The 23497-nt window shown below is 69.4% G+C and carries 19 protein-coding genes; 12 read left to right on the forward strand and 7 right to left on the reverse strand.

Annotation, left to right across the window (positions count from 1 at the left end; all coding sequences use genetic code 11):
• Positions 1-15 precede the first annotated feature (15 nt).
• The 3 genes from OG876_RS29525 to OG876_RS29535 are packed head-to-tail and all read right to left on the reverse strand — an operon-like array spanning position 16 to position 2223.
• A complete protein-coding gene (locus tag OG876_RS29525; RefSeq protein ID WP_328519917.1) occupies positions 16-669 on the reverse strand; it encodes a phosphatase PAP2 family protein in 654 nt (217 codons plus the stop codon).
• A gap of 3 nt (positions 670-672) precedes the next feature.
• Positions 673-1350 carry a response regulator transcription factor gene (locus OG876_RS29530; RefSeq protein WP_328519918.1) on the reverse strand — a complete coding sequence of 226 codons (678 nt, stop codon included), beginning with the start codon at positions 1348-1350 and terminating at the stop codon, positions 673-675.
• 45 nt (positions 1351-1395) lie between these two features.
• Entirely contained in the window at positions 1396-2223 is an 828-nt protein-coding gene (locus OG876_RS29535) for a PIG-L deacetylase family protein (protein WP_328519919.1), read from the reverse strand.
• An 81-nt stretch (positions 2224-2304) separates the two neighbouring features.
• Here OG876_RS29535 and OG876_RS29540 point away from each other — a divergent pair, with 81 nt between their 5' ends.
• From OG876_RS29540 to OG876_RS29575, 8 genes are all read left to right on the forward strand, one after another.
• Entirely contained in the window at positions 2305-3318 is a 1014-nt protein-coding gene (locus OG876_RS29540) for a YbhN family protein (protein ID WP_328519920.1), read from the forward strand.
• Positions 3315-4394, forward strand: coding sequence for a glycosyltransferase family 4 protein (locus OG876_RS29545; RefSeq protein ID WP_328519921.1), 1080 nt, complete (start codon positions 3315-3317; stop codon positions 4392-4394). The genes OG876_RS29540 and OG876_RS29545 overlap by 4 nt, the downstream gene beginning before the upstream one ends.
• Positions 4391-5794, forward strand: a complete 1404-nt coding sequence (locus OG876_RS29550; protein ID WP_328519922.1) for an FAD-binding oxidoreductase — start codon at positions 4391-4393, stop codon at positions 5792-5794. The genes OG876_RS29545 and OG876_RS29550 overlap by 4 nt, the downstream gene beginning before the upstream one ends.
• Complete coding sequence (locus tag OG876_RS29555; RefSeq protein ID WP_328519923.1) at positions 5791-6498, forward strand: SDR family NAD(P)-dependent oxidoreductase; 708 nt, start codon at positions 5791-5793, stop codon at positions 6496-6498. The genes OG876_RS29550 and OG876_RS29555 overlap by 4 nt, the downstream gene beginning before the upstream one ends.
• A 45-nt stretch (positions 6499-6543) precedes the next feature.
• Entirely contained in the window at positions 6544-7704 is a 1161-nt protein-coding gene (locus OG876_RS29560; RefSeq protein WP_328519924.1) for a phosphodiester glycosidase family protein, read from the forward strand.
• On the forward strand, positions 7701-8624 hold the full coding sequence (locus OG876_RS29565) for a decaprenyl-phosphate phosphoribosyltransferase (RefSeq protein WP_328519925.1): 924 nt from the start codon (positions 7701-7703) through the stop codon (positions 8622-8624). Before OG876_RS29560 ends, OG876_RS29565 begins: the two co-directional genes overlap by 4 nt.
• A 110-nt stretch (positions 8625-8734) precedes the next feature.
• Complete coding sequence (yicI, locus tag OG876_RS29570) at positions 8735-10960, forward strand: alpha-xylosidase (protein ID WP_328519926.1); 2226 nt, start codon at positions 8735-8737, stop codon at positions 10958-10960.
• A complete protein-coding gene (locus OG876_RS29575; RefSeq protein WP_328519927.1) occupies positions 10957-12864 on the forward strand; it encodes a beta-galactosidase in 1908 nt (635 codons plus the stop codon). Before yicI ends, OG876_RS29575 begins: the two co-directional genes overlap by 4 nt.
• On the opposite strand, the gene OG876_RS29580 is transcribed toward OG876_RS29575, so the two are convergent.
• Genes OG876_RS29580 through OG876_RS29590 form a run of 3 tightly spaced genes read right to left on the reverse strand, consistent with a single transcriptional unit; the run spans position 12840 to position 16721 of the window.
• Positions 12840-13865, reverse strand: a complete 1026-nt coding sequence (locus tag OG876_RS29580) for a LacI family DNA-binding transcriptional regulator (protein ID WP_328519928.1) — start codon at positions 13863-13865, stop codon at positions 12840-12842. The genes OG876_RS29575 and OG876_RS29580 overlap by 25 nt on opposite strands.
• Before the next feature lie 29 nt (positions 13866-13894).
• Complete coding sequence (locus tag OG876_RS29585) at positions 13895-15874, reverse strand: glycoside hydrolase family 36 protein (protein WP_328519929.1); 1980 nt, start codon at positions 15872-15874, stop codon at positions 13895-13897.
• Positions 15786-16721, reverse strand: coding sequence for a DMT family transporter (locus OG876_RS29590; protein ID WP_328519930.1), 936 nt, complete (start codon positions 16719-16721; stop codon positions 15786-15788). Before OG876_RS29590 ends, OG876_RS29585 begins: the two co-directional genes overlap by 89 nt.
• A gap of 40 nt (positions 16722-16761) precedes the next feature.
• Between OG876_RS29590 and OG876_RS29595 the strand changes: the two genes are divergently transcribed.
• The 4 genes from OG876_RS29595 (at position 16762) to OG876_RS29610 (ending at position 22571) form a co-directional block, all read left to right on the forward strand.
• Positions 16762-17259 carry a MarR family winged helix-turn-helix transcriptional regulator gene (locus OG876_RS29595; RefSeq protein WP_328519931.1) on the forward strand — a complete coding sequence of 166 codons (498 nt, stop codon included), beginning with the start codon at positions 16762-16764 and terminating at the stop codon, positions 17257-17259.
• Positions 17260-17477: 218 nt separating this feature from the next.
• Positions 17478-18470, forward strand: coding sequence for a glycosyltransferase (locus tag OG876_RS29600; RefSeq protein ID WP_328519932.1), 993 nt, complete (start codon positions 17478-17480; stop codon positions 18468-18470).
• Entirely contained in the window at positions 18467-21034 is a 2568-nt protein-coding gene (locus OG876_RS29605) for a YfhO family protein (RefSeq protein ID WP_328519933.1), read from the forward strand. The genes OG876_RS29600 and OG876_RS29605 overlap by 4 nt, the downstream gene beginning before the upstream one ends.
• A gap of 82 nt (positions 21035-21116) precedes the next feature.
• Positions 21117-22571 carry a glycosyltransferase family 87 protein gene (locus tag OG876_RS29610; protein ID WP_328526978.1) on the forward strand — a complete coding sequence of 485 codons (1455 nt, stop codon included), beginning with the start codon at positions 21117-21119 and terminating at the stop codon, positions 22569-22571.
• Here OG876_RS29610 and OG876_RS29615 read toward each other — a convergent pair.
• Entirely contained in the window at positions 22568-23494 is a 927-nt protein-coding gene (locus OG876_RS29615) for a threonine/serine dehydratase (RefSeq protein WP_328519934.1), read from the reverse strand. The two genes, OG876_RS29610 and OG876_RS29615, sit on opposite strands and share 4 nt — an antisense overlap.
• Positions 23495-23497 lie beyond the last annotated feature (3 nt).

Here is a 23497-nt window from a genome sequence, read left to right on the forward strand (position 1 = left end):
GGCTCCCGCACCCCATCATCCTCCGGGGCGCCGCGTGTAGTACGCACCGGTCGCAACCAGGCTCAGCCAGGTTGCGGCCAGCAACCACCCGGCCAGGATGTCGGTCGCCCAGTGGTAGCCGAGATAGATCCGGCTGAGCCCGATTCCCACACTGAGCAGGACGGCGACCGCCGTACCGGCGATCCGCCACGCCAGCCCGGCCCGCAGCATCCACAACAGCCCCGCCATCGTCAGGAAGAACACGGCCGAGTTCAGCGTGTGCCCGGACGGGAACGAGTACGACGTGTCCACGGCCCCGAGCACATAGCTGACGCTCGGCCGCGGCCGCTCGACCAGCAACTTGATGCCATAGGTGAGCGCGGCAGAGCCGGCCATCGCGACGAGCAGCAGCACGGCAGGCCTACGACTCTTGGTCACGCGCCAGAGCACCAGGGCGGCGATCAGCGTGAACACCATCAAGACCGGTACGTCGCCCAGGAAGGTCAGGCCCCGAGCCACGTCGGTCAGCTCCACGCTGCGAAGCCCGAGCACGTCATTGGCCAGCCTGGGGTCGTCAGCGGCCAGTCCGTTGGACTCGCGCACCGAATCGGCCAGCCCGGCCACCGCGGCGACGCCCGCGCCCGCGAGCACGAGACCGGGCGCCACCGCCACCAATCGCCGAACAGCCACGCCTCAGCCGCCCTCGGGATCGAGGCGATAGCCCATGCCGCGGATGGTTTCGATGGAGTGCCGGCCGAAGGGGCCGTCGATCTTGAGGCGGAGGTAGCGGATGTAGACCTCGACCACGTTGGGATCGCCGTCGAACGCGGGGTCCCAGACGCTGGCCAGGATCTCGAGTTTGCTGACGGTGTCGCCGCGGTGACGCATCAGGAACTCGAGCAGACCGTACTCCCGGGGCGTGAGCGCGATCTCCTTCCCTTCCCGTTCGACCCGCCGCCTGGCCGGGTCGAGCACCAGGTCGCCGGCCGTCAGCACCACCGGCCGCTCCGGACCGCCACGCCGGATCAGCGCCCGCAACCGGGCGATCAGGACCAGGAAGCTGAACGGCTTGGTCAGGTAGTCGTCCGCACCGAGATCGAACGCGTCGGTCTGGTCGTACTCCCCGTCCTTCGCGGTCAGCATCAGCACCGGGGTCCACACACCGCGGTCCCGCAACTGCTCGAGCACCTTGTACCCGTTCAGCTTCGGCAACATGATGTCCAGCACGATCACGTCGTAGCTGTTCTCCGTCGCCGCCCACACCGCGTCCTCGCCGTCGTGCACCAGCTCGACCACGAACCCGGCGTCGGTGAGACCACGGCGGACCGTGTCGGCCAGCCGGACCTCGTCCTCCACCATCAGCACCCGCATGGTCTCAGTCTCACCGCCGCTCGCTGAGGATCGGCTGAGAGCCACTCATCGGAGCGTCGCGAACACGTCGTCGAGCCGATGTCCCGGGGTCCGGCCGTGTTCGACGTACCACTCCCGCCCGAGCACCCGCCGGAACAGCCACGGCGGCAGCTTGAGCAGCAGCCCGAGCGTCCGCGCACCGTCGTCCGAGCTCGCCTGGCTGGCGTGCGCCTGGAACGCTTGCCGCTTCTGGTCCGCATACGCACGGACGTCGACACAGTGCGTGATCGCCGACGCGGGGGAGTAGGCGCCGTCGTAGTCGGCCGCCCGCACCGCCGGCAGTACGCCGGGAATCGCCTCGACCACCCGGATCAGCCGCCGGATGAGCCGCCGGTCGATCGTTGCCTCCAGCACCAACGGCGTACCGGCCTGTGCGGCCGCGTACACGCCGACCGCATACACCTGCTGGTGGTCCGGATGCCCGTAGCCGCCGGCCGGATCGTAGATCGTCAACGCGTCGGCGCGCTCGTCCCGCAGCAACTCGATCAACGGCGCCGCCGCCTGCTCGACCGCGAGACGGCTGAACGCGCCGTCCGCCACCGGACCAGCCGACCCCGAGTCGGGGAACCCGAACTGCACGACCCGCGCACACCCCAGCGCCGCCGCTGAGCTGTCCAGCTCGTCCCGCCGGTACGACGCCAGCCGGCCGGCCATCCGGTACGACGAAGCGGCCGCACCCGCCTCGCCGTCAGTGGCGACCGCCAGGACGACCCGATGCCCTTCCGCCGCGAGCCGGGCCAGCGTGCCGCCCATCAGCAGCGCCTCGTCGTCCGGGTGCGCGTGGAAAGCCACCAGCGTGTACCGGGCGGCGTCGGTGTCCTGCGGATGTGCCACTTCCCGAGCATCGCACGGCCGCCAAGGGCCGCTCGACTCGCTCTCAGGACCCTCTCAGCAGCTGCCTTCCACGATGGTGCGATGAAGCCCAGAGCACCCCGCCGGGTCGTGACCTCAGTCCTGAGCGGGCTGGCGACCGCCGCCCTGGTTGTCCTGCTCCCGCGGGCGGTGGGTGCGACGTGGAGCGAGGTCGGCGCCGTCCTCGGCCGGGTTTCCGCCGGCGCGGTCGTGGCCCTCGCGGTCGTCTGGATCGCGGGGTTGTGGGCGCATTCGTTCGTCCTGGCCGCGTCCCTGCCAGGACTGACGAAGCGCCGCGGCCTGACGCTGAGTCTGACCGGCAGCGCCGTCGCCAATGTCCTCCCGCTGGGCGGCGCGGCCGGGACCGGCCTGAACTTCGCGATGGTCCGCCGCTGGGGTTTCAGCCGGTCCGCGTTCGGCGGCTTCCTCGCCGTCACCACCCTGCTGAACATCGTCTCCAAACTCGGCGTGATCGCCGTCGCGCTGGCGCTGGTGCCGATCCTGCACAGCGCATCGGCGTTCGGTGCGGCGGGTCTGCTGTTCCTTCCGGTGCCGCTCGCAGTGGTCGCCGTCGTCTGGATGCTCGCCGACGAGAAGGTTGCCGCCGGCATCGGCGCCGCGCTCGACAAGGTCCTTCGCCGCAAGCCTGGCCGGCTGGCGGTCAAGCTCCCGGAGCTGCGGCGTTCGATCCTGCGGGTCCTGCGCAACGGCTGGCGTCCGATGACGGCCGGCATGCTCGCCTACCTCGCGCTGCAACTGGCCCTGCTGTGGCTCTGCTTCCACGTCCTCGGCATCTCCTTCGCCCTTCCGGTGCTCTTCACCGCGCTGGCCGTCGAGCGGCTGCTGACCCTGGTCCCGATCACCCCGGGCGCGGCCGGGGTGGTCGAGGTAGGCACCGCCGCCGCGCTGGTCGCCCTCGGCGGCGACCCGGCCGGTGTCGCGGCCGGGCTCATCCTGTTCCGCGGTTTCACCTACGTCATGGAGATCCCGGTCGGCGGCATCACGCTGGCGATCTGGTTGGCCACCCAGCACCGGACCCGGGCTCGCTCGGCCGAGCTGGAGGCGGTCGCCGGATGAGGATCGCCCTGGTCAGCGACTGCTACCTCCCACGGCTGGGCGGGATCGAACTCCAGGTCCACGACCTCGCCGGACAACTGATCCGCGCCGGCCACCAGGTCACCGTCTTCACCGTCACCGACGGTCCGCCCGCGGCCGGCGACGTCCCCGTCGTACGACTGCCGGCGCTCGGCGGCGTACCGTTGCCAGCAGCAACCGATCGTCTGCGTCGGGCGCTGGACAAGGTCGACGTCGTGCACGCCCACACGTCCCTGGTCTCGCCACTCGCCTGGCGCGCGGCCCGGCTCGCACCGGCCGCCGTGATCACCCTGCATTCGTTGCCCAGTCCAGCGATGCCGTGGCCGCTCGCGCAACTCGACCGGTACGTCGATCCGGCCCGCTGGACCGCGGTCAGCGAGGTGGTGGCCGGCGTACTGCGTCGATCGTTGCCGCATCGGCCGGTCGACGTACTGCACAACGGCGTCGATGCCGCGCACTGGCGAACCCCCAGGCCTGGCAGGCATCCGCTGACCATCGTGAGCACGATGCGGCTCACTCGGCGCAAGCGCCCGCTGGCCCTGCTGCGTACCTTCGAGCGGATCCGCGGCCTCGTGCCATCCGACGTGGACGTCAGAGCCGTCATCGTCGGCAGTGGACCGCAAGCCGCGGCGGTGGCCGCCGAGACCCGGCGTCGTGGCCTCGCGGACTGGGTCGAGTTGCCGGGACGCCTGACCCGCTTCGAGATCCAGCAGCTGTACGCCGCCGCCGACGTGTACCTCGCGCCCGCCGGGCTGGAGTCCTTCGGAGTCGCCGCCCTGGAAGCGCGCTGCGCCGGTCTGGCCGTGGTCGCGATGGCATCCGGTGGCGTCGGCGAATTCATCCGGCACGGAGTCGAGGGCTACCTGGTCGACTCCGACGTCGAGATGGGCGAGACCACCGCCGCGCTCCTCACCGACTTCGCCCGTCTCGCGCGGATCCAGCAACACAACCGCGACACCGTTCCAGCCATGACGTGGGACCACGTCATCCCGCAGCATCTGGCGACGTACCAGACTCAGGTGTCTCTCAGTGCACTGACCCTAACGTCGGCATCATGACCCCCGACGACTCCAGCACGACCGAGCTGTCCGGCTGGGGGCGGACCACTCACAAGCACACCCGCGTACGACGGCCGGACGCGGACGGCGGTGTGGTCGACGCAGTACTGGCCGAGCCCGAGGTGACGATCCGCGGTGCCGGCAAGAGCTACGGCGACGCGGCGCTACCCGGTCATGGGGTCGTGCTCGACATGACCGCGCGCGACCGGATCATCTCGTTCGACCAGGGCAACGGGGTGATCGTGGCGGAAGCCGGGGTACTGCTCAAGGAGATCGCCGAGCAGGCACTGCCGCTCGGATGGCTGCTCCCGGTGATGCCCGGCACCGAGTGGATCACTGTGGGCGGAGCGATCGCGTCCGATGTGCACGGTAAGAACCATCCGGGCGCGGGATCATTCGGCCGGCACGTCCGCTGGCTCGCCTTGCTCCGCTCGGACGGCGTGCCCACCCAGCTCTCGCCCGGCCAGGACGCCGACGCCTTCTGGTCGACGATCGGCGGCATGGGCCTGACCGGCGTCATCCTGCAGGCGGCCATTCAACTCCACCGCGTCGAGACCGGCTGGGCTGTCCGCGAGCGCCACCGCACCAGGTCCCTCCCCGAAACCCTGTCCCTCCTCCGAACCCTCGCCACACACCAAGAATCCGACCCGAACCACCACGTCATCGCCTGGCTCGACGCCCACTCAACCGGGCCGTCCCTCGGCCGCGCCCTCATCGACGAGTTCCACCCAGCCACCACCCGAGACCTCCCCACCGCCGTCCCCCCATTCCCAGAACGCCGAGGCCACGCAGCCCGCCCCCGGACAGCTCCCGCCTCATCCGGGCGACGGAGGGTGCGGTCGCTGCCCGGGCCGGGATTGGTGTCGAGGGCAACTATTTTCGCCGCGGCGGCTGCTCGGTGGCATCTGAGCCGCGCCGGGCGTCAGCTGGTTCCGCTGCACTCGGCGCTGTGTCCGCTGGATCGGACTGAGTCGTGGCCGGCGGCGTTCGGGCGGGGAGGGTTGATCCAGTACCAGTTCGCCGTTCCGCCGGACGAGGCGGACGTCGTGGGCGAGGTGTTGCGTTTTCTGGCAACGCACCGGATGGCGCCGGCGCTGGCGACGCTGAAGAATCTCGGCCGCGGATCCGGCGGGCTGTTGTCGTTCCCGATTCCCGGCTGGACGCTCGCCGTCGACCTGCCAGCGCGCTGGTTGCACGACCCGGAGGCGCTACGGCCGATCGACAAGCTGGTCGCGGCCGCGGGCGGCCGGGTCTACCTCGCGAAGGACGCTCTCAGCGACCCGCACCTCATCCCAGTCATGTATCCACGGCTGCCGGCCTGGCAACGCACGCAGGCCCGCCTGGACCCGGAACGCCGCTGGACGTCCGCCCTGGCCGAGCGCCTGGGCCTGCTGCGATGACCGACGGGACCGCCTTACTCGTCGGCGGCTCGTCGGAGATCGGCATCGCCGTACTGACCGAGCTGCTCGGGCCACCGCCGCGGCGCGTCGTGCTCGCGGGACGACCGAGTGGCGAGCTGTGGTGGAACGCCGAGAAGCTCCGCGACCTCGGCTACTCCGTGACGACGGCGCAGTACGACGCCTGCCTGCGGGCCGACGAGGTCGACGGGATGCTCGAGCACGCCTGCGCGGACCATCCACTCAGCCTCGCCGTGGTGGCAGTCGGCACGATGACTGAAGAGTCGTTCGCCGACGGCATCGTCGTGAATGGTCTGTCCGTCGCACTGCTGTTGCGAGCGTTGGTGCAGCGCGGACCTGAGCAGATCGTGCTGTTGTCGTCGGCTGCCGCGGTCCGGCCGAGGCAGTCGATCGCGGCGTACTCGCTGGGCAAACAGCTCGCCGACTCGACGGCCGTCCTGCTCGCACGCCAGGCCGCGGAGTCCGGCGTGCGGATACTCGTCGTACGCCCGGGTTTCGTCGCGACCCGGATGACGGCGGGCCAGTCGAAGCCTCCGCTCGCAACCACGCCGGACCGCGTCGCCCGACGGGTCGCGGGCGCGGTGCGCAGCGGTCAGACGATCGTCTGGGCGCCACGCACGATGGGCCTCGCCGTCCGGATCCTCAACCTGCTGCCGCGAAGGATGCTGCCAGCTGCCTGGCGCTGAGCGCTCTCCGGATCCTCTCAGGCACTTCCCGATCTACTGAGGCCCATGAAGCAGAACGCGCACCGACGCCGTCGCCGCCGAGTTCGGAAGCGCTGGATCGCGTTGGTCTGCTGCCTGTTGCTGGTCGTCCCGGCGGTGTCATATGTCCGGGCGCTGCTGTATCCGGGGAACGCGAGCTTCGCGGTCCGGACGGTCGAATGGTTCCGCGACCACGGCGGTGGCCCGATCGTCGACGCCGTCGAGAACTGGAAGTACTCACGCAACCAGCCGCCCGCCACCGGCACCCCGAGCGATGTCACGGCACCCAGCGTGACTGTCCCGGGCGCCCCAGCGACCGCGGGCCACTCGACCGGGGCGACCCATGCAGCGGCCGCGAGTCTGCCGGTCGTCAAGGTGCTCCCCGGCGTACGAGCGCTGCCGCACGAAGGCGCCTGGTCGGTAGCCCGGCAGACGACGGCCGGCAAGCCGTTGCTCTGGACAACCTGGTTCCGGCCCGATCCGGCGCACCTGCCGGTCTCGGTCGCTGCCGCCCTGATCCCGCAGTCCGCGAACCGCCTGGCCCTGATGCCCGGCACCCGGGAACCTGTCGTCGGCATGGCCTCCCGCCACGGCTACTCGGTCCCCTCGAATGATCACGCCGCCCTGGTCGCGACCTTCAACGGCGGCTTCAAGATGAAGGACTCGCAGGGCGGCTGGTGGACCACCGAGTCCGCCGCCGTGCCGCTGGTCGACGGTCGCGCGTCCGTGGTCATCTTCCGCGACGGCACCGCGCGGATCGGCACCTGGAACCGGACCGTCCGGATGACGCCGGACGTCGTCGCGGTCCGGCAGAACCTCGATCAGCTGATTGTCGACCATCGGATCGTCGACGGGCTGACCGGGAACGCGAACGGCCGCTGGGGGAGCTACCGGAGCCAGTACCAGTACACCTGGCGGTCCGGACTCGGAACCGATGCCCACGGCAACTTGATCTACGTGGCCGGCCAGGGCCTGACGCTGGCCACACTGGCCGCGGCGATGCAGCAGGCCGGTATCGAGCAGGGCATGGAACTGGACATCCACGCCGCGATGGTCAGCTTCGACATCGAACAGCCCGGGCCGCAGGGCACCGTCACCGGCCGACGGCTGCTCGCCTCGATGAACTCGCCGTCGAATCGCTACCTGGTCGACGACCAGCGCGACTTCTTCTACGTCGTGGCCAAATGACAGACGTCCGTACGCCGGTAGCCGTCGCGCGCACCGAGTCGTCAGCTCGGTCCTTCCTGAGGCTGAGCCGGCCGCGCCAGTGGCACAAAGCCGTGATGCTCTTCGCCGCGCCCGCGGCGGCCGGCGTGCTCGACCAGCCCCTCGTCCTCCTCGAGGCAGCGCTCGCCGCCGTCGGGTTCACACTGCTCGCGATCGCGATCTACGCCTTCAACGACGTCCGCGACGTCGCCGACGACCGCCGTCACCCCCGCAAGTGCCTGCGGCCGGTGGCCGCCGGATCGATCAGTCCCGCCCGCGCCGTGTTCTTCGGTTGTGTCGCCGCGCTCCTCGGCCTCGCCGTCACGTCGACACTCGGATTGTCGACGTTCCTACTCGGCGTGAGTTATCTCGTCGCCCAGGTGCTGTACGTGCTGAAGTTGAAGCACGTCGCGGTGGTCGACCTGATCCTGGTCGCACTCGGCTTCGTCCTCCGCGCGGCCGCCGGTGGAACCGCGACCGGCGTACCGGTGTCGCACTGGTTCCTCCTGGTCTCCCTGTTCGGCGCCCTGTTCCTGGTCACCGGCAAACGCAAGGCGGAACGGATGGCCGCGGGGGAGCCCACAGAACCGCAGGCCGCGGTCAGTCGCCCCGTGCTGGCGGCCTACTCGGACGGCTGGCTCGACCAGGTGATGACCGTCTCGCTGCTCGGCTCCGCGCTCTCGTACGGCTCGTGGGCCTTCCAGCACCTCGGGTACGACGTCTACCGCGAACTGCTGGCCATCTCGTTCCTGCCGTTCCTGACCGGGCTCCTGCGCTACGCCTTGATCGTCTCGACGGGCAACGGCGAGGTCCCCGAACGCGACTTGTTCCAGGACCGCGTGCTGCTGATCGCCGGCCTCACCTGGGTCGCCCTGGTCGGGACCGGTCTGTACCTGGCCTGAGACTCGGGCCGGCCCGAACTTGACGGCGTGAAGTCACCCGACCTAGCGTTGTCGAAGCGCTTCGACTGCGCCGCCCAGAGAAGGCTTCAGCTCGAGAGAGGGCTTCCCCGATGAAGTTCACCGATGGGTACTGGCAGTTGCGGGCGGGGCTGACACGGCTGCGGCCGGCCGAGGTCGAGAGTGTGGAGGCCGGCGAGCGCGAGTTGACGGTGTTCGCGCCGGCGCACCGGATCGAGCGGCGCGGGGACACGCTCAACCAGCCGCTGTTCACGGTGACGTTCTCGTCGCCGGCCCGTGGCGTGATCGGTGTCCGGATCGCCCACCACCTCGGCGGGCTGCCCGCGCGGCCGTCGTACCGGCTGAACACCGACGACGATCATCCGGTGAAGGTGGACGTCGGCGCCGCTGAGGCTCGGTTGACGTCGGGTGAGCTCAGCGTGGTCGTCCGGCTCGACGGGTCGTGGGACGTGCGGTTCGAGCAGGACGGGCGCCCGCTGACGAACTCCGGCGCTCGTAGCATCGGCCTGATCACCGATGCCGACGGCAAGCACTACCTGCACGAGCAACTCGCGCTGGGCGTCGGAGAGACGATCTACGGTCTCGGCGAGCGCTTCGGCCCCCTCGTGAAGAACGGCCAGATTGTCGACAGCTGGAATGCCGACGGCGGCACGTCGAGCGAGCAGGCCTACAAGAACGTCCCGTTCTACCTGAGCAGCAAGGGGTACGGCGTCCTCGTCGACAGCCCGGCCCGGGTGTCGTTCGAGGTCGGCTCGGAGGTCACCTCGCGCAACCAGTTCAGCGTCGAAGGCCAGGACCTCGCGTACTACGTCTTCGCCGGCCCGACTCCGAAGGACGTCCTCCGCCGCTACACCGGCCTGACCGGCCGGCCCGCCCGTGTTCCCGCGTGGTCGATGGGGCTGTGGCTGTCGACGTCGTTCACCACCGACTACACCGAGGAGACGGCGAGCGCGTTCATCGACGGGATGGCCGAGCGCGACCTGCCGTTGAGCGTGTTCCACTTCGACTGCTTCTGGATGCGGCAGTTCCATTGGTGCGACTTCGTCTGGGATCCGGTCGCGTTCCCGGACCCGGCCGGGATGATCCGCCGCCTGAAGGATCGCGGCCTGCGCATCAGTCTCTGGATCAACCCGTACATCGCACAACGCTCGGTCCTGTTCGAGGAAGGCCGCCGGCTCGGCTACTTGCTGAAGCGCCCCGACGGTTCGATCTGGCAGTGGGACATGTGGCAGGCCGGCATGGCGATTGTCGACTTCACCAACCCCGACGCGACCGCGTGGTACCGCTCGAAGCTGCAGGCGCTGATCGACCTCGGCATCGACTGCTTCAAGACCGACTTCGGCGAACGGATCCCGACCGACGTCGCCTGGCACGACGGGTCCGACCCGGAGCGGATGCACAACTACTACGCGCAGCTCTACAACGCCGCCGTCTTCGGCCTGCTGGAGGAGAACCGCGGCGATGGCGAGGCTGTGCTGTTCGCGCGCTCGGCCACGGTCGGCGGCCAGCAGTTCCCGGTGCACTGGGGTGGCGACTGCGAGTCGACGTTCGAGGCGATGGCGGAGTCGTTGCGCGGCGGGCTGTCGCTGGCCGCCTCGGGGTTCGGCTACTGGAGTCACGACATCGGCGGGTTCGAGGGCACGCCGGACCCGGCGATCTTCAAGCGGTGGGTGCCGTTCGGGCTGCTGTCCTCACACTCGCGCCTGCACGGCTCGTCGTCGTACCGGGTGCCGTGGGCGTTCGACGACGAGGCGGTCGACGTACTGCGGAAGTTCACCAAGCTGAAGCTCTCCCTCATGCCGTACCTGATGACCGCGGCGGCCGAGGCGCATCAGGACGGTGTGCCGATGATGCGGCCGATGGTCCTGGAGTTCCCCGACGATCCGGCCGCCGCTTACCTCGATCGCCAGTACATGCTCGGCCACGATCTGCTGGTCGCGCCGGTGATGAGCTTCGACGGCGAAGTCTCGTTCTATCTGCCGGAAGGGCGGTGGACCCACCTGTTGACCGGTGAGGTGATCGCGGGTCCGCAGTGGGTGCGGCAGACCCATGGATTCGACAGCCTACCGGTGCTGGTCCGTGAGGGTGCGGTGATCCCGGTCGTTGCGGTCGACGATCGGCCGGAGTACGACTGGACTGATGGTGTCGAGCTGCGCTGGTTCCAGTCGTCCGAGGGCGTGACGACGACTGTCGAACTGCCGGACGCCGACGGGGGAGTGGCCGCGGTGATCGAGTTCAGCCTGCGCGACGGCCAGGCCGAGTCTCGGGTGATCGAGGGCGTCTGCGACCACTACACGGTCAAGGTCTCCAGCTCATGACGCGACTTTGGTACGGCGGGGACTACAACCCGGAGCAGTGGGATCCGGCGGTGTGGAAGGAGGACGTCGACCTGATGCGTCAGGCCGGCGTCAACCTGGTGACCGTCGGGGTGTTCTCCTGGTCGAGCCTGGAACCGTCCCCGGGCCGGTACGAGTTCGGCTGGCTCGACCGCGTCCTCGACCTGCTGCACGACGGCGGTGTCAGCGTGGATCTGGCGACACCCACCGCGTCGCCACCGCCGTGGTTCAGCCGGCTCCACCCTGAGGCGTTGCCGGTCACGGCCGAAGGCGTACGACTGACGCATGGCAGCCGGGACACGTACTGCGCCTGTGCGCCGGCGTATCGGGAGGCTGCTCGGGGAATCGCGCGGGCGCTGGCCGAGCGGTATCACGATCACCCGGCCCTGGCGATGTGGCATGTGCACAACGAATACGGAACGACGTGTCACTGCTTGCTGGCCGCGGAGCGTTTCCGGACGTGGTTGCGGGAGCGGTACGGCTCGCTCGACCGGTTGAACGAGGCGTGGACGACGGCGTTCTGGAGTCAGGGGTACGGCGAGTGGGAGGACATCCAGCCGCCGCGGAAGACGCAGTACCTGGTGAATCCGACGCAGTTCCTCGACTACCGGCGGTTCTGGTCCGACGAGTTGCTGGCGGCGTATCTCGAGCAGAAGGCCGAGCTGCGGAAGGTCTCGGAGTTGCCCGTCACGACGAACTTCGTCTTCGGCGGCTGGGTGCCGGTGAACCATGCGCGATGGGCGGCCGAGGTCGATGTCGTTGCCATCGACCACTATCCGGATCAGGCCGGGATCGGCGCGGAGGAGCAGACCGCGTTCGGCGCCGATCTGGCCCGATCCTGGGCCGGCGGGAAGCCGTGGCTGTTGATGGAGCAGGCGGCCGGGACGCTCAACGACGGGCATCGGCTGCACCCGAAGGAGCCTGGGCGGATGGCGCGGCACAGCCTGTCGCACATCGCCCGTGGTTCGCGGGGTGCGCTGTCCTTCCAGTGGCGGGCGTCGCGCGGCGGGGCGGAGATGTACCACTCGGCGATGGTTCCGCATGCCGGTGCGGACAGCAGGATGTTCCGGGAGGTCGTGGAGCTCGGGTCGGTGCTGCCCCGCCTCACCGAAGCGGCTCAGAGTGAGGTCGTCGCGGACGTCGCGATCCTGTGGGACGTCGAGTGCTGGTGGGCGATGCAAGGGACGCATCTGCCGTCGTCGTCACTCGACTACCTGGCCGCGGTGCGGAAGGCACACCGGCAGTTCTGGCGCGCCGGGGTGACGGTCGATTTCGCGTCACCTGCCGCGGATCTCTCGTCCTACAAGATGGTTGTCGTCCCCAGTCTGTACGTGCTGAATGACGAGGCTGCCGCGAATCTGGCCGCGTATGTGGAGCGTGGCGGGCAACTGGTCGTCGGGTACTTCAGCGGGATCGTGGATCCGGATCTGCGGGTCCGGCTCGGCGGGTATCCGGGTGGGTTCTCGGATCTGCTCGGAGTGCGGGTCGAGGAGTTCCATCCGCTGCCGGCCGACGGCGAGGTCGCGTTGTCGTCCGGCGGGCGGGGGCGGCTCTGGAGCGAGGACGTGCGGGCGGTGTCGGCCGACGTGGTCGATCGGTACGCCGGAGGAGCCCTGGACGGGAAGCCGGCGATCACGCGTCGCGACGTCGGCGCTGGATCGGCCTGGTACGTGTCGACCGAGCTGGATGACGAGACCGCCGCGAGCTTGCTGGGCTTGTCGGAGTCGCCGGTGGAGATCGTTCGGAGACGGTCCGGCGACACCACGTGGACGTTCCTCTTCAACCACGGAGACGCGGAGGTCGTCGTACCGGCCGATGGGACTGAGCTGGTCGTCGGCGAGCTGCCGTTGCGGCCTGGTGGTTATGCGGTCGTGCGGTCGGTCTGAGGGGCCTGGGAGGTGCTCCCGCGCGCGGTGAGCGTGGGCGGGAGCAGGGTCAGCTCGGGTACGTCGCCGCCCGCGAGCTTGGTGATCAGCGACTCGACCGCCTGATCGCCGATCCGCTCCGCCGGGATGGTGACCGAGGACAGCTGCGGTACCTGCCGTTCGGCGACGTCGTCCGCGCAGATCGCCACCAGCGACATGTCCTCGGGCACCCGGCGGCCGAGCCGGCGCAGGACGTCGAGGAGCGGGCCGATGATCGGCTCGTTCTGGACCACGAGTCCGGTGATGTCCGGGTGCTCGTGGAGGAGCTGCTCGACCGTGTGCAGGACCGCGTCGAAGGTGTGCTCACAGGGCGTCTCGACCCCGAACACCCCGCGCCGCTCGGCCGCCGCGGCGAACCCGGTCAGCGTGCGTTGCGCGAAGCCCGTCTGCCGTTCGTACACGGCGGACGGCGTCCCGAGCAGCGCCAGCGACCGGTGGCCGAGGTCGGCGAGATGCTCGACGCAATGGGCGCCCGCGGCAACGAAATCCAGGTCGATGCAGGTCAGCCCGTCGGCGTCGTCCGGGTAGCCGATCAGCACCGAGGGCATCGGCAGTTCACGCAGCACCGGGACGCGCTTGTCGTGCAACTCGACGTCCATCACCACGAGGGCGTCCACGAGCGAACTCTGCGCGACCCGCTCGAGCCCGTCCGGGCCCTCGTCGGCGGTCAGCAGCAGTACGTCGTGGTCGTACCGGCGGGCCGTGGTCACGACCGCGGTGGCGAACTGCATCATCACCGGGACATGCATCCCGGTGCGCAGCGGGATCACCAGGGCGAGCACGTTCGACCGTTGGCTGGCCAGCGCCCGGGCGCTCGCGTTCGGCCGGTAGCCGAGCGCCCGGACGCTGCGCTGCACGCGGTCGCGGGTGTCGGTCGAGATCGACCGCTTCCCGCTGAGCACATAGGAGACCGTGCTGGTCGCGACTCCGGCATGGCGGGCGACGTCCGCGATCGTGACCATCGTCGTTCCCTTCGTGTGGTTCCCCCTTTCTACCGCAGTCGGATGATCCGCGCCGACGGCTCGGGCAGGCCGGTTCCGACCGTGAGCTTGTCGCCGGACCAGGTAAAGGTCCAGCCGTCGGCAGCGGTCGGGAAGAGCGGAGTGATGGCCGTCTGCGGGAGGGAGAGCGTGATTTCAGCCGGTCCGGGCGTGCGATGCCAGAGCCCGAGGTAGTTGCCGAGTCCGAGGACGACCCATTCGTCCTCCCAGTCCGGCAACCCGAGCGGCCAGTGCGGGACGAGGGTTTCGAGATCTTCCAGTACGACGCGATGCGCGGCGACCGCGGAGCGGACCAGCTCGCGCTCGGAGTCCGTCATCTGGTTGAGGTGGCCGGACAGGTAGAGGCGGCCGAGGATGCCGTTCGCCAGGGCGAGCGTGAACTCCTCCCGCGTCGTGCCGGTGATCGGATAGGCCCAGTGGCCGGCCTGTTCAGGCAGGACGGCGGCCGGCGCGGCCGCGGTGATCGTTGGGTAGAGCAACGGGTGTTGCTGGTCCGAGGTGGATTGCAGATGCAGCCGGGACAGCATCGCGTAGTCCATCCGCATCGCGCCGGACGCGCAGTTCTCGATCAGCAGGTCGGGGTGCCGGGCCTGGACCGCGTCGAGCCAGTCGAGCAGTGCCCGTTGGTGTTCGAGAAGTCCGTGGCCGAGCGACGTACCGCCCTTGTCGGTGCCGGGGCCGGTCATCGTGTTGTTGTCGAACTTGAAGAAGCCGACGCCGAAGTCGGAGACCAGCCGGTCGACCGTGTCGTCGAGGTGCTGCCGGGCGAGCGGGTTGCGCAGGTCGAGCAGGTAGCGGCCGTGTTCGGCGACGCGGATGCCGTGCCGGGTGAGGAACGCGTCGTCCGGGAGTTCACGGGCGATCGGTGCGTCGACGCCGATCACCTCCGGCTCGAGCCAGAGGCCGGGCACCATGCCGCGCTGGTGGATCCGCTCGATCACCTCGCCGAACCCGTTGGGGAAGCGTGTGGTCGACGGCTGCCAGGCGCCAACCGTGCTCCACCAGTCGCCCTCGGCGTACCAGCCGGCGTCGATGCAGAAGTAGTCCGCGCCGACCTCGGCCGCCGCGTCGATGAGCGGGAGCAGCTTCTGCGTGGTCGGGTCGCCCATCAAGGTGTTCATGTAGTCGTTGAAGATGACCGGCATCCGGGCGTCGACCGGCCGCCGCTTCCGCAGGGCGCGACGGTGGCGGGTGAGTGCGGCGAACGTACTGTCGCGATCGGTCCCGGCGACGAGCGAGACCGGCACGGTCGTGAACGAATCGTCCGCGGTCAGTCGCACGTTCCACTGGTGTTCTTGGTCGGTCGGGCCGCTCAGCAGCAGGTACCCGCCATGCCGGTTCTCGCCGAGCTCGTAGTGCCACGGGCCGTTGTGCTCGATCTGCCAGCCGAGCGCGTACGACGTCCCGACCAGGACTCCCACGGGCAGTCGCTCACCGCTCGACCACGACCCGGTGCTGGTCACGGCGTGCCGGCTCTTCGAGACGGGGTAGTGCGGGTCGCGAACGATCTCCGGTACGCCGCCCGAGCGCAACGGCTGCACCGACCAGCGGTTCTCGGCCATCCAGTCGTTGGCCGCGGAGTAGAGGTCGGCGTCGACGGACTGCAGACCGACGACCAGGGACGACAGGAAGTCCAGCACGAGTTCGCCCGGTCGGGTCAGCGAGGCCTCGGACCACGCGCGGACCCCGACTCGTTCCTCGAAGACGCTGGTCACGCGAAGCCCGGTCTCGGGCTCCTCTTGGACGATGCGCAGCGTGGAGCCGGTGTCCTCGTGGCTCACATACCGGAGGCGTTTGCCGAGGATCGTGTCGACGTGGCGGTTGGTGCCAGGGGAGCGCCCGTACCCGATGGCCGAGACCTCCACCAGATGTTGCGGTGTCTCAGCCGAGGCTCCGGTGGTCAGCCGTACTGGTCCGTCGTCGATGGCGAACGTAAGGGTCAGCTCGGGCGTGCTCCACTCGAGGTGCATCGATAAACCTTAGCTGGCTGGCCGCGATCCCGAGTAGCACCAGCGCCAGCCCGACCACCTGTCGGACAGTGAGTACGTCACCCGACACCAGGACGCCGAGCAGTACGCCGGTGACCGGGTTGAGGAGTCCGATCAGCCCGACGGTCGCGGCGCTCAGGTGACGCAGGCCGGTGAACCACGCCGTGAACGCGAGCGCGGTCGCGACCAGGCCGACGTACGCGAAACCGGCCAGCGCCGGTCCGTCCAGGCTCGGCGGCGTTCCCTCGAAGACGACCGCGAACGGGATCAGCACCAGGCCACCTGCGATCAGTTGCCAGGACGTTGTCGCGAGCGGACCGTCGGCCCGGCCCCACTTCTTCGCCAGGACGTATCCGCAGGACGACATCGTCAGAGCGGCTACCGAAGCCGCGACTCCGCGCAGGTCGACCGCCTGCGACCCCGCACCGAGCAGGAGGCAGACGCCGGCGATCCCGGCCGCGGCTCCGGTGAGCACTTGCATGGTCGGTCGCTCGGAGAGCAGCCCCCAGGCGAACAACGCCATGGTCAGCGGCGACGCGGACATGATCGTCGACGCCAGGCTGACCGGCAGCAGCTGCGAGGCGAGGTAGATGAGCGCGAAGAACGCGCCCATGTTGCAGACGCCGAGCAGCAGGGACCGCCACCACCACACTCCGCGGGGAAGGCGCCGGGCCACGCAGAGCAGAAGTACGCCGGCGGGCAGTGCGCGGAACAGAGCGCCGTACAGCGGATAGCCGGTCGGCAGGTACTCGTGGGTGACGAAGTAGTTCGTCCCCCAGGCCACCGGTGCGATCGCGGTGACGAGTGCCCAGCGGAAGGTATTTTCCATGGAAACTACTATATCTTCCCAGGAAGATATAGTGAACGGCGTGACCGATGATCATGTGGCGAGGATCCAGGCCGAGTGGCGGAGCGAACGGCCGGATGTCGACACCGGCCCGCAAGGCGTGATCGGCCGGCTGCACCGGATCGCGAACCACCTGACCGGTGAGCTGACCCTGCTCTATGCGAAGTACGGACTCTCGGAAGGCGAGTTCGACGTCCTTGCGGCGCTGCGTCGCGCGGGTGCACCGTACGAGCGGGCTCCGGGGGAGATCGCGCTGCACACGATGGTGACCACCGGCGCGGTCACCAAGCGCGTCGACCGGCTCGAGCAGGCCGGGCTGGTCCAGCGGCGCCGCAGCGATGCGGATGGCCGGGGTCGCGTCGTCCGCCTCACCCCGGCCGGACGTCGCTTGTTCGACCAGGCCTTCACCGCCCACATGGCCAATGAGGAACGGCTGCTGGCCCCGCTCGACCCGGCCCAACGTGCTCAGCTCGAGGAGCTCCTCACCACGTGGCTCGGGGACCTCGAGCCGCCGAACTGAGGAGTTTCCGCTCCGGTTGTTCGGAGAGTCGTCACGGCCTTACGGTCCGGTCCGAAAGGGCACCATTTTGTGGTCTAGATAACAATTCTGGCCCGCGATGCAACTTCTGCGCCGGGTCGGGACATCTATGGAGTAGCTGGGGGGCGCTTACGGACAAGCGATCCAGCCGAAACACACGGCTACCGGTCGCGGTGGTCAGGTCTGCCGAGCGAGGGGAAATGACTGACGTGCAGGACTTTTCCGGCACCGACATCGCGGTGATCGTGCCGTGTTACAACGAGGCCGCAGCGGTCGGGAAGGTCGTCTCCGAACTCCAGGCATCGTTGCCGACGGCCAAGATCTACGTCTACGACAACAACTCCACGGACAACACCGCCACGATCGCAGCGGCGGCCGGCGCGATCGTGCGGCACGTGGCGCGCAAGGGCAAGGGCAACGTGGTCCGCCGGGCCTTCGCCGACGTCGAGGCCGATGTCTACCTGCTGATCGACGGGGACGACACCTACGAGGCAGCCCGGGCGGCCGAGCTCGTCCGCGTCTTGCTGACCGGTCCGTACGACCAGGTCATCGGCGTCCGGAAGCACTCGAACGTGGCCGCCTACCGGCCCGGCCACACGCTCGGAAATCGCGTGCTGACCGGTGCTGCCGGCGCGTTGTTCGGCCGGGAGATCACCGACATGCTGAGCGGTTATCGCGCGTTCTCGCGCCGGTACGTGAAGTCGTTCCCGGCCCTGTCGCAGGAGTTCGAGATCGAGACCGAGCTGACCATCCACTCGCTGCACCTGCGGGTGCCGGTGGCCGAGATCCCGGTCGGCTACAAGGAACGGCCCAGCGGCGGGGAGAGCAAGCTCCGCACCTACCGCGACGGCGTGCGCATCCTCCGCTGGATCCTCAGCCTGACCCGGCTCGAGCGGCCCACGCTGTTCCACGGCGCTCTGGCCGCACTGCTCGGCGTGGTGGCGCTGATCCTCGGCGTGCCCGTCGTACTGGAGTATCTCGACACCGGCCTGGTGCCGAGGTTCCCGACCGCCATCCTGGCCTCGTCGATCGGGCTGGTCGCCATCCTGATGCTGGTGCTCGGCTATCTGCTCGACGCGGTCGGCCGCAGTCGGCAGGAGGCCGCCCGGCTGACCTACCTGCGGCACCCGGCGCCGGCCGTCACCGCGGAAGTGCGACTGCCGATCGACTCGCCACAGGTTGTTCGCCGATGAGGCTTGGCCGGACCTTCGGCCGTCGGCACTGGCCGGTCCCGGTCGCCGCAGCGGCAGCCGGAGCGACATTCGTGGCGAGCGGGATCATCCGCGGCACGTACCCGTTCGGCGACGGTCACCGGAGCACCAACGACCTCGGTCAGCAGTTCGTGCCGATGTATGCACACTTCCGCGACGTCGTCACCGGTCAGGCACCCGGCGATCTGCTCTTCAACTGGTCGAGCGGCTTCGGCGTCCCGTTCCTCGGCGACCTGATGGCGTACGTCGGATCGACCCTGTCCTGGATCGCACTCGTGCTGCCCCGCGATCGGATCGACCTGGCGCTGTTCCTGGTCGCCGTGGCTGCGATCGCGCTCGGCGCCGGCGCGATGACGGCGTACCTGCGCCGGCTGCGTCCGACCGGACCTGCCTGGCTGGCCGTGGCGGGCGGCGTCTCGTACGGCGCCTGTGCCTGGTCGATCGACGACGCGGCGTACATGACGGTGTGGCTGAACGGCATGGTCGCGTTCCCGGTGATCTGCCTGCTCTGCGAGTGGATCCTGCGGCGCCGGTCGGCCACGTCGTTGCTGGTGACGCCCTTCGTCATCGCGCTGCTGTGGACGTCGCACTTCTACACGGTGTACATGGCAACCATCGGCGCGGCCATCGTCGTCGTGGCCCGCATCTTGTCGTACGACGCTCTGGTGTCCTGGCGTGACCGTCTGACGGCCGCCGTACGCTGCATGGTTGCGGTGGGCATCGGTATCGGGCTGGCGGCGCCGCTGCTCGTGCCAACGTTCCAGGCGATCCGCGCCGCCCGGCCGAGCCCGAAGACGACGTTCCAACCGCACGATCCGGTCGAGTTCCTGTCCCGGCTGCTCCCTGGTAGCGAAGGCGTCGGAAGCAGCCCGGGTCTCGCAGTCGGCACGCTGATGCTGCTGCTCGCGCTGAGCTTCCCGCTCAACCGGGCGATCGCGGTCCGCGAGCGGGCCGTCTGGTCCGTCCTGGTGGCATTGACGCTGCTCAGCATGCAGGTCCGGTTCACCCACGAGGTCTGGCACGGATTCGACTCGCCGAACGGTAGCCCGTTCCGCCAGGCGTTCGTCGTCGCCGGGATGCTGGTGATCATCGGGTGGATGTCGGCCGCGTCCGGACTGCGATCCGTGGTCAGCGTCGCCGTACCGGTCGGGCTTGTCATGGTCTTGTACGCCGTGACCTGGAACGTCCGCTACATCACCGCCACCACGCACATCGCCGTACCGATCCTGGCTGCCGTTGCCGTGCTGGCCTGGCTGGCGACGCGCCGGCCGGTGCCGGACTGGGTCCGTCGCGGAGCGGTGGCGTTGCTGGTCGGCGCCGTACTGGTCGAGGTGACCATGTCGGCGGTCGCGATCGACGTGGCGCGCGGGAAGATCCTGAGTGCTGCCGCGCCCTGGGGGGAGGAGCACGACGAGCTTCGTTCGCTGGTGACGTCCGCCGACGACTGGCCGCTGCATCGGGCGGCGCCCGGGGCGGAGGTGTCGGTGAACGATCCCATGTTGATCGGCGGACAGGGACCGCAGTACTACTCGAGCACCATCCCGGACGACATCTCGCAGGAGCTGATGGGACTCGGGTTCGGGTACAGCTCCTACGGACGAGCCACGGTGGATCCGCAGAACCCGGTGGTCGACGCGGTGTTCTCCGTCCACGCCCGTGTGGTGGTCGACTCGGGGGTGTCCGACGCCGAGAGGCCGCCACGACTCGCGACGAACGACGGTGTGGCGCCACTGGTCACCGTGCGTCCGATCAAGGCGTGGGCTTCGTCGGACCCGGAGCCGTACGGGTTGCAGGAGAGCGCGCTCGGCGCCGACGTCTACACCGTGCCGACGCTGAAGCCCCAGCAGGTGCCCGGTGTGAGGGTGTCCGACAGGCAGGGGAACCTGTTGATCAATCCGGTTGCGGGTGCTGCGAAGCCGGTCGAAGCGCGATTCGTCGCCACGTGCCGGGCCGGGTCGGAGGCCTACCTCGCGGCGCCTACCTTCGTCGGTGAAGTGCTCGTCGACGGGTCCGACTGGCAGACGGTGCTGGATCCGAAGGCGAAGCGGCCGGGGGTGTACTCCGGTGCACCGATGCGACGGCTCGGGGCAGTCGGCGCGGACGGCGTCGTCGAGTTGGCCGTGCGGGTCCGGGGACCGGCCCGGCTGCCGGCTTCGGCCATCGGTTGCCTGGATCGTGAGCGGCTCACCGCGGCCGTGGGGCGGCTGAACGCGAGCAAGCCGGCCGCGGTGAGCGTCGGCGGCCACAGTCTCGACATCGGCCTCACGCCCGGGGCCGCGGGCACGGTGGTGATCGGCGTGATCCGCATCCAGGGGTGGCGATGCTCGGTCGACGGCGGGGCTGCTCGCTCACCGAGCGTGCGCGCCGGCCTGATGGCGGTGCCGGTCGGTGCAGGCGCCTCGGACGTGTCGTGCGTCTACCGGCCTGTCGGCACACGCATGGGCCTGGCCGTGGGTGCGATCGCTCTCATGGGCCTGGTCCTGATCGCGGGTGCACTGCTGCTCACTCGCCGCCGCGCGGGTGGGCGGATCGCGGCCCACGGATGACGGCGCCCGGGGGCTGCTTCCGGACTGGTCCAGCAACGGGTGGGTAACCTCTCCTGGTCGCCAGGTGAGCCGATAGGAGATGATGCCCACCGTGACCGGACCACGTACCCAGGACGCGCAGGACCGGCAGACGCCGTCGGAGGTCGATCCGGCCGTCGCCAGGCTGACCGTTGGGCTCGGTGGGCCGATCGGGCGGTTCGCCCGGCTCAGTTCGTCCTGGTGGACGCCGCTACGGATCGCGCTCGCGGTGTGCACGATCACCTTCGGTCTCGGCGTACTGCAGAAGGCGCCGTGCATGGAGGCCGGGTGGGACCGGCAGAGCTGGCGGCCGTTCAAGGCGCTGTGCTACTCCGACATCGGGTTCCTCTACCAGGAGCGCGGGTTCGCCGAGGGCAACCGGCCGTTCCTGGACACCGGCAACTACCCCGTGCTCGAGTACCCGGTGCTCACCGGCGGCTTCATGGAGGTCGCGGCACAGCTCACCTGGCTGATCACCGGTGACCCGAAGAAGGACCTGACCGTCGAGCAGAAGCGCGACACCGCCGGCGTGTTCTTCGTGGTGAACGTGGTGCTGCTGTTCCTCTGTGCGCTGCTCATCGTCGGCCTGACGGTCGCCACCGCGCGTGGGGTCGAGTCGCGTCCGGGTGCGGCGCGTGGCCAGCCGCTGGACGCCCTGTACGTCGCCGCCGCGCCGGTGCTGGCGTTGACGTCGACGATCAACTGGGACTTGTTCGCGGTCGCCCTCACAGCCGGGGCGATGTACGCGTGGTCACGCGGCAGACCGATCTGGTTCGGCATCTTGCTCGGGCTCGGGACGGCGGCGAAGTTCTACCCGTTCCTGTTGCTCGGGCCACTGCTGATCGTGTGCATCCGGGGCCGCAAGCTGTGGCCGTGGTTCCAGGCGGCGCTGGCCGCGGTGGTCGCGTGGGGTCTGGTGAACGCGCCGATCTACCTGCTGGCGAAGAACGAGTGGATGTCCTTCTGGACGTTCAACGATCAGCGGGAGAGCGACTACGGCTCGATCTGGTACGTGCTGAAGCTGGCCAAGCACGAGGTCGCGGACGTCAACCAGCTGAACCTCGTGATCTTCGCCGGACTCTGCCTGTCGATCGCGATCCTCGGGTTGATGGCGCCGCGCCCACCGCGCTTCGCGCAGTTGGCGTTCCTCGTGGTGGCGGCATTCCTGCTGATCAACAAGGTGTACTCACCGCAGTACGTGCTGTGGCTGCTGCCGCTGGTGGCGCTGGCGCGGCCACGGTTGCGGGACTGGCTGATCTGGCAGGCGTGCGAGTGCTTCTACTGGATGCTGGTCTGGATGCATCTGGCCCAGTTCCTGGCACCGGGCAATCCGGAGATCCCGGACCGGATCTACTGGTTCTCGGTGATCGTGCGGATGGCCGGCACACTCTGGCTGATGCTGGTGGTGGCGCGCGACATCCTGCTGCCGGAGAATGACCCGGTCCGCCAGGGTGATCTGGTCGACGATCCGAGTGACGGGGTCAGCCCCGGCGCCCGGGCCCGGCTCGCGCCTGCCTAGAGCATCAGCTTCGCGACATCCAGGTTGCCGCCGCTGACGACAGCGGCGGTGACCCCTTCCGGTTGAAGGCCCTGGATGAGCGCCGCGAAGGGCGCGGCGGCCGCGGGTTCGAGGGCGAGCTTGGTGCGCGACATGACCAGTCGCGTCGCCTCCAGTAGCGCGTCCTCACTCACGCGGACGACGCTGTCGACGTACTGCTGGATGAGCGGGAAGTTGCGCGTGCCGCAGACCGGCGCGGCGAGCCCGTCGGCGATCGATCGGGCCGTCGGGAGCTTCTGCGCTGACCCGGCCGCGAGGCTGCGGCTGACGACGTCGGCCTGCTCGGGCTCGATGCCGATCACGCGGATCTCCGGCTTCACCAGCTTGACCGCCAGCGCGACGCCCGAGATCAGCCCGCCGCCGCCCACCGGGACGAGCACCGTGTCGATGTCGGGGCGATCCTCCAGCAGCTCCAGCCCGAGGCTGCCGTGGCCGGTGATCACGTCCTCGTCGTCGAACGGGTGGACGCCGGTCAGCTTCCGCTCGTCCCGGATCCGCTCGTACTGGGCCATCAGGTCGCCCTCGACCAGCTCGACGGTGGCGCCGTACCCGCGGGCCGCGTCGATCTTGGCCGGTACGGCGGTCCTGGCCATCACCACGGTCGCCGGGACACCGGCGTCCCGCGCGGCCCACGCGAGCGCGCCGGCCGCGTTCCCCGCCGAGACGGTGATCACCCCGCGCTCCCGCTCCTCGGCACTCAACCGGAGCAGCTTGGTCAGCAACCCGCGCACCTTGAAACTGCCGGTCTTCTGGAACAGCTCGGCCTTCAGCACGAACTCGCCGCCGAAGCGCTCGTCCAGCGCGGTCGAGGTGAGGATCGGCGTCCGGTGGATCCGGCCCTTCAGCTGATCAGCGGCCTGGCGAATGTCCTCGAGGGTCGGCATACC

Source organism: Kribbella sp. NBC_00359, assembly GCF_036097425.1.
Classification (GTDB): domain Bacteria; phylum Actinomycetota; class Actinomycetes; order Propionibacteriales; family Kribbellaceae; genus Kribbella.

Coding starts and splice junctions, on each gene's coding strand:
- OG876_RS29530 (WP_328519918.1), bottom strand. CDS start 1,350: ATGCGGGTGCTGATGGTGGAGGACGAGGTCCGGCTGGCCGACACGGTC.
- OG876_RS29540 (WP_328519920.1), top strand. CDS start 2,305: ATGAAGCCCAGAGCACCCCGCCGGGTCGTGACCTCAGTCCTGAGCGGG.
- OG876_RS29545 (WP_328519921.1), top strand. CDS start 3,315: ATGAGGATCGCCCTGGTCAGCGACTGCTACCTCCCACGGCTGGGCGGG.
- OG876_RS29550 (WP_328519922.1), top strand. CDS start 4,391: ATGACCCCCGACGACTCCAGCACGACCGAGCTGTCCGGCTGGGGGCGG.
- OG876_RS29555 (WP_328519923.1), top strand. CDS start 5,791: ATGACCGACGGGACCGCCTTACTCGTCGGCGGCTCGTCGGAGATCGGC.
- OG876_RS29560 (WP_328519924.1), top strand. CDS start 6,544: ATGAAGCAGAACGCGCACCGACGCCGTCGCCGCCGAGTTCGGAAGCGC.
- OG876_RS29565 (WP_328519925.1), top strand. CDS start 7,701: ATGACAGACGTCCGTACGCCGGTAGCCGTCGCGCGCACCGAGTCGTCA.
- yicI (WP_328519926.1), top strand. CDS start 8,735: ATGAAGTTCACCGATGGGTACTGGCAGTTGCGGGCGGGGCTGACACGG.
- OG876_RS29575 (WP_328519927.1), top strand. CDS start 10,957: ATGACGCGACTTTGGTACGGCGGGGACTACAACCCGGAGCAGTGGGAT.
- OG876_RS29580 (WP_328519928.1), bottom strand. CDS start 13,865: ATGGTCACGATCGCGGACGTCGCCCGCCATGCCGGAGTCGCGACCAGC.
- OG876_RS29585 (WP_328519929.1), bottom strand. CDS start 15,874: ATGCACCTCGAGTGGAGCACGCCCGAGCTGACCCTTACGTTCGCCATC.
- OG876_RS29590 (WP_328519930.1), bottom strand. CDS start 16,721: ATGGAAAATACCTTCCGCTGGGCACTCGTCACCGCGATCGCACCGGTG.
- OG876_RS29600 (WP_328519932.1), top strand. CDS start 17,478: ATGACTGACGTGCAGGACTTTTCCGGCACCGACATCGCGGTGATCGTG.
- OG876_RS29605 (WP_328519933.1), top strand. CDS start 18,467: ATGAGGCTTGGCCGGACCTTCGGCCGTCGGCACTGGCCGGTCCCGGTC.
- OG876_RS29610 (WP_328526978.1), top strand. CDS start 21,117: ATGCCCACCGTGACCGGACCACGTACCCAGGACGCGCAGGACCGGCAG.
- OG876_RS29615 (WP_328519934.1), bottom strand. CDS start 23,494: ATGCCGACCCTCGAGGACATTCGCCAGGCCGCTGATCAGCTGAAGGGC.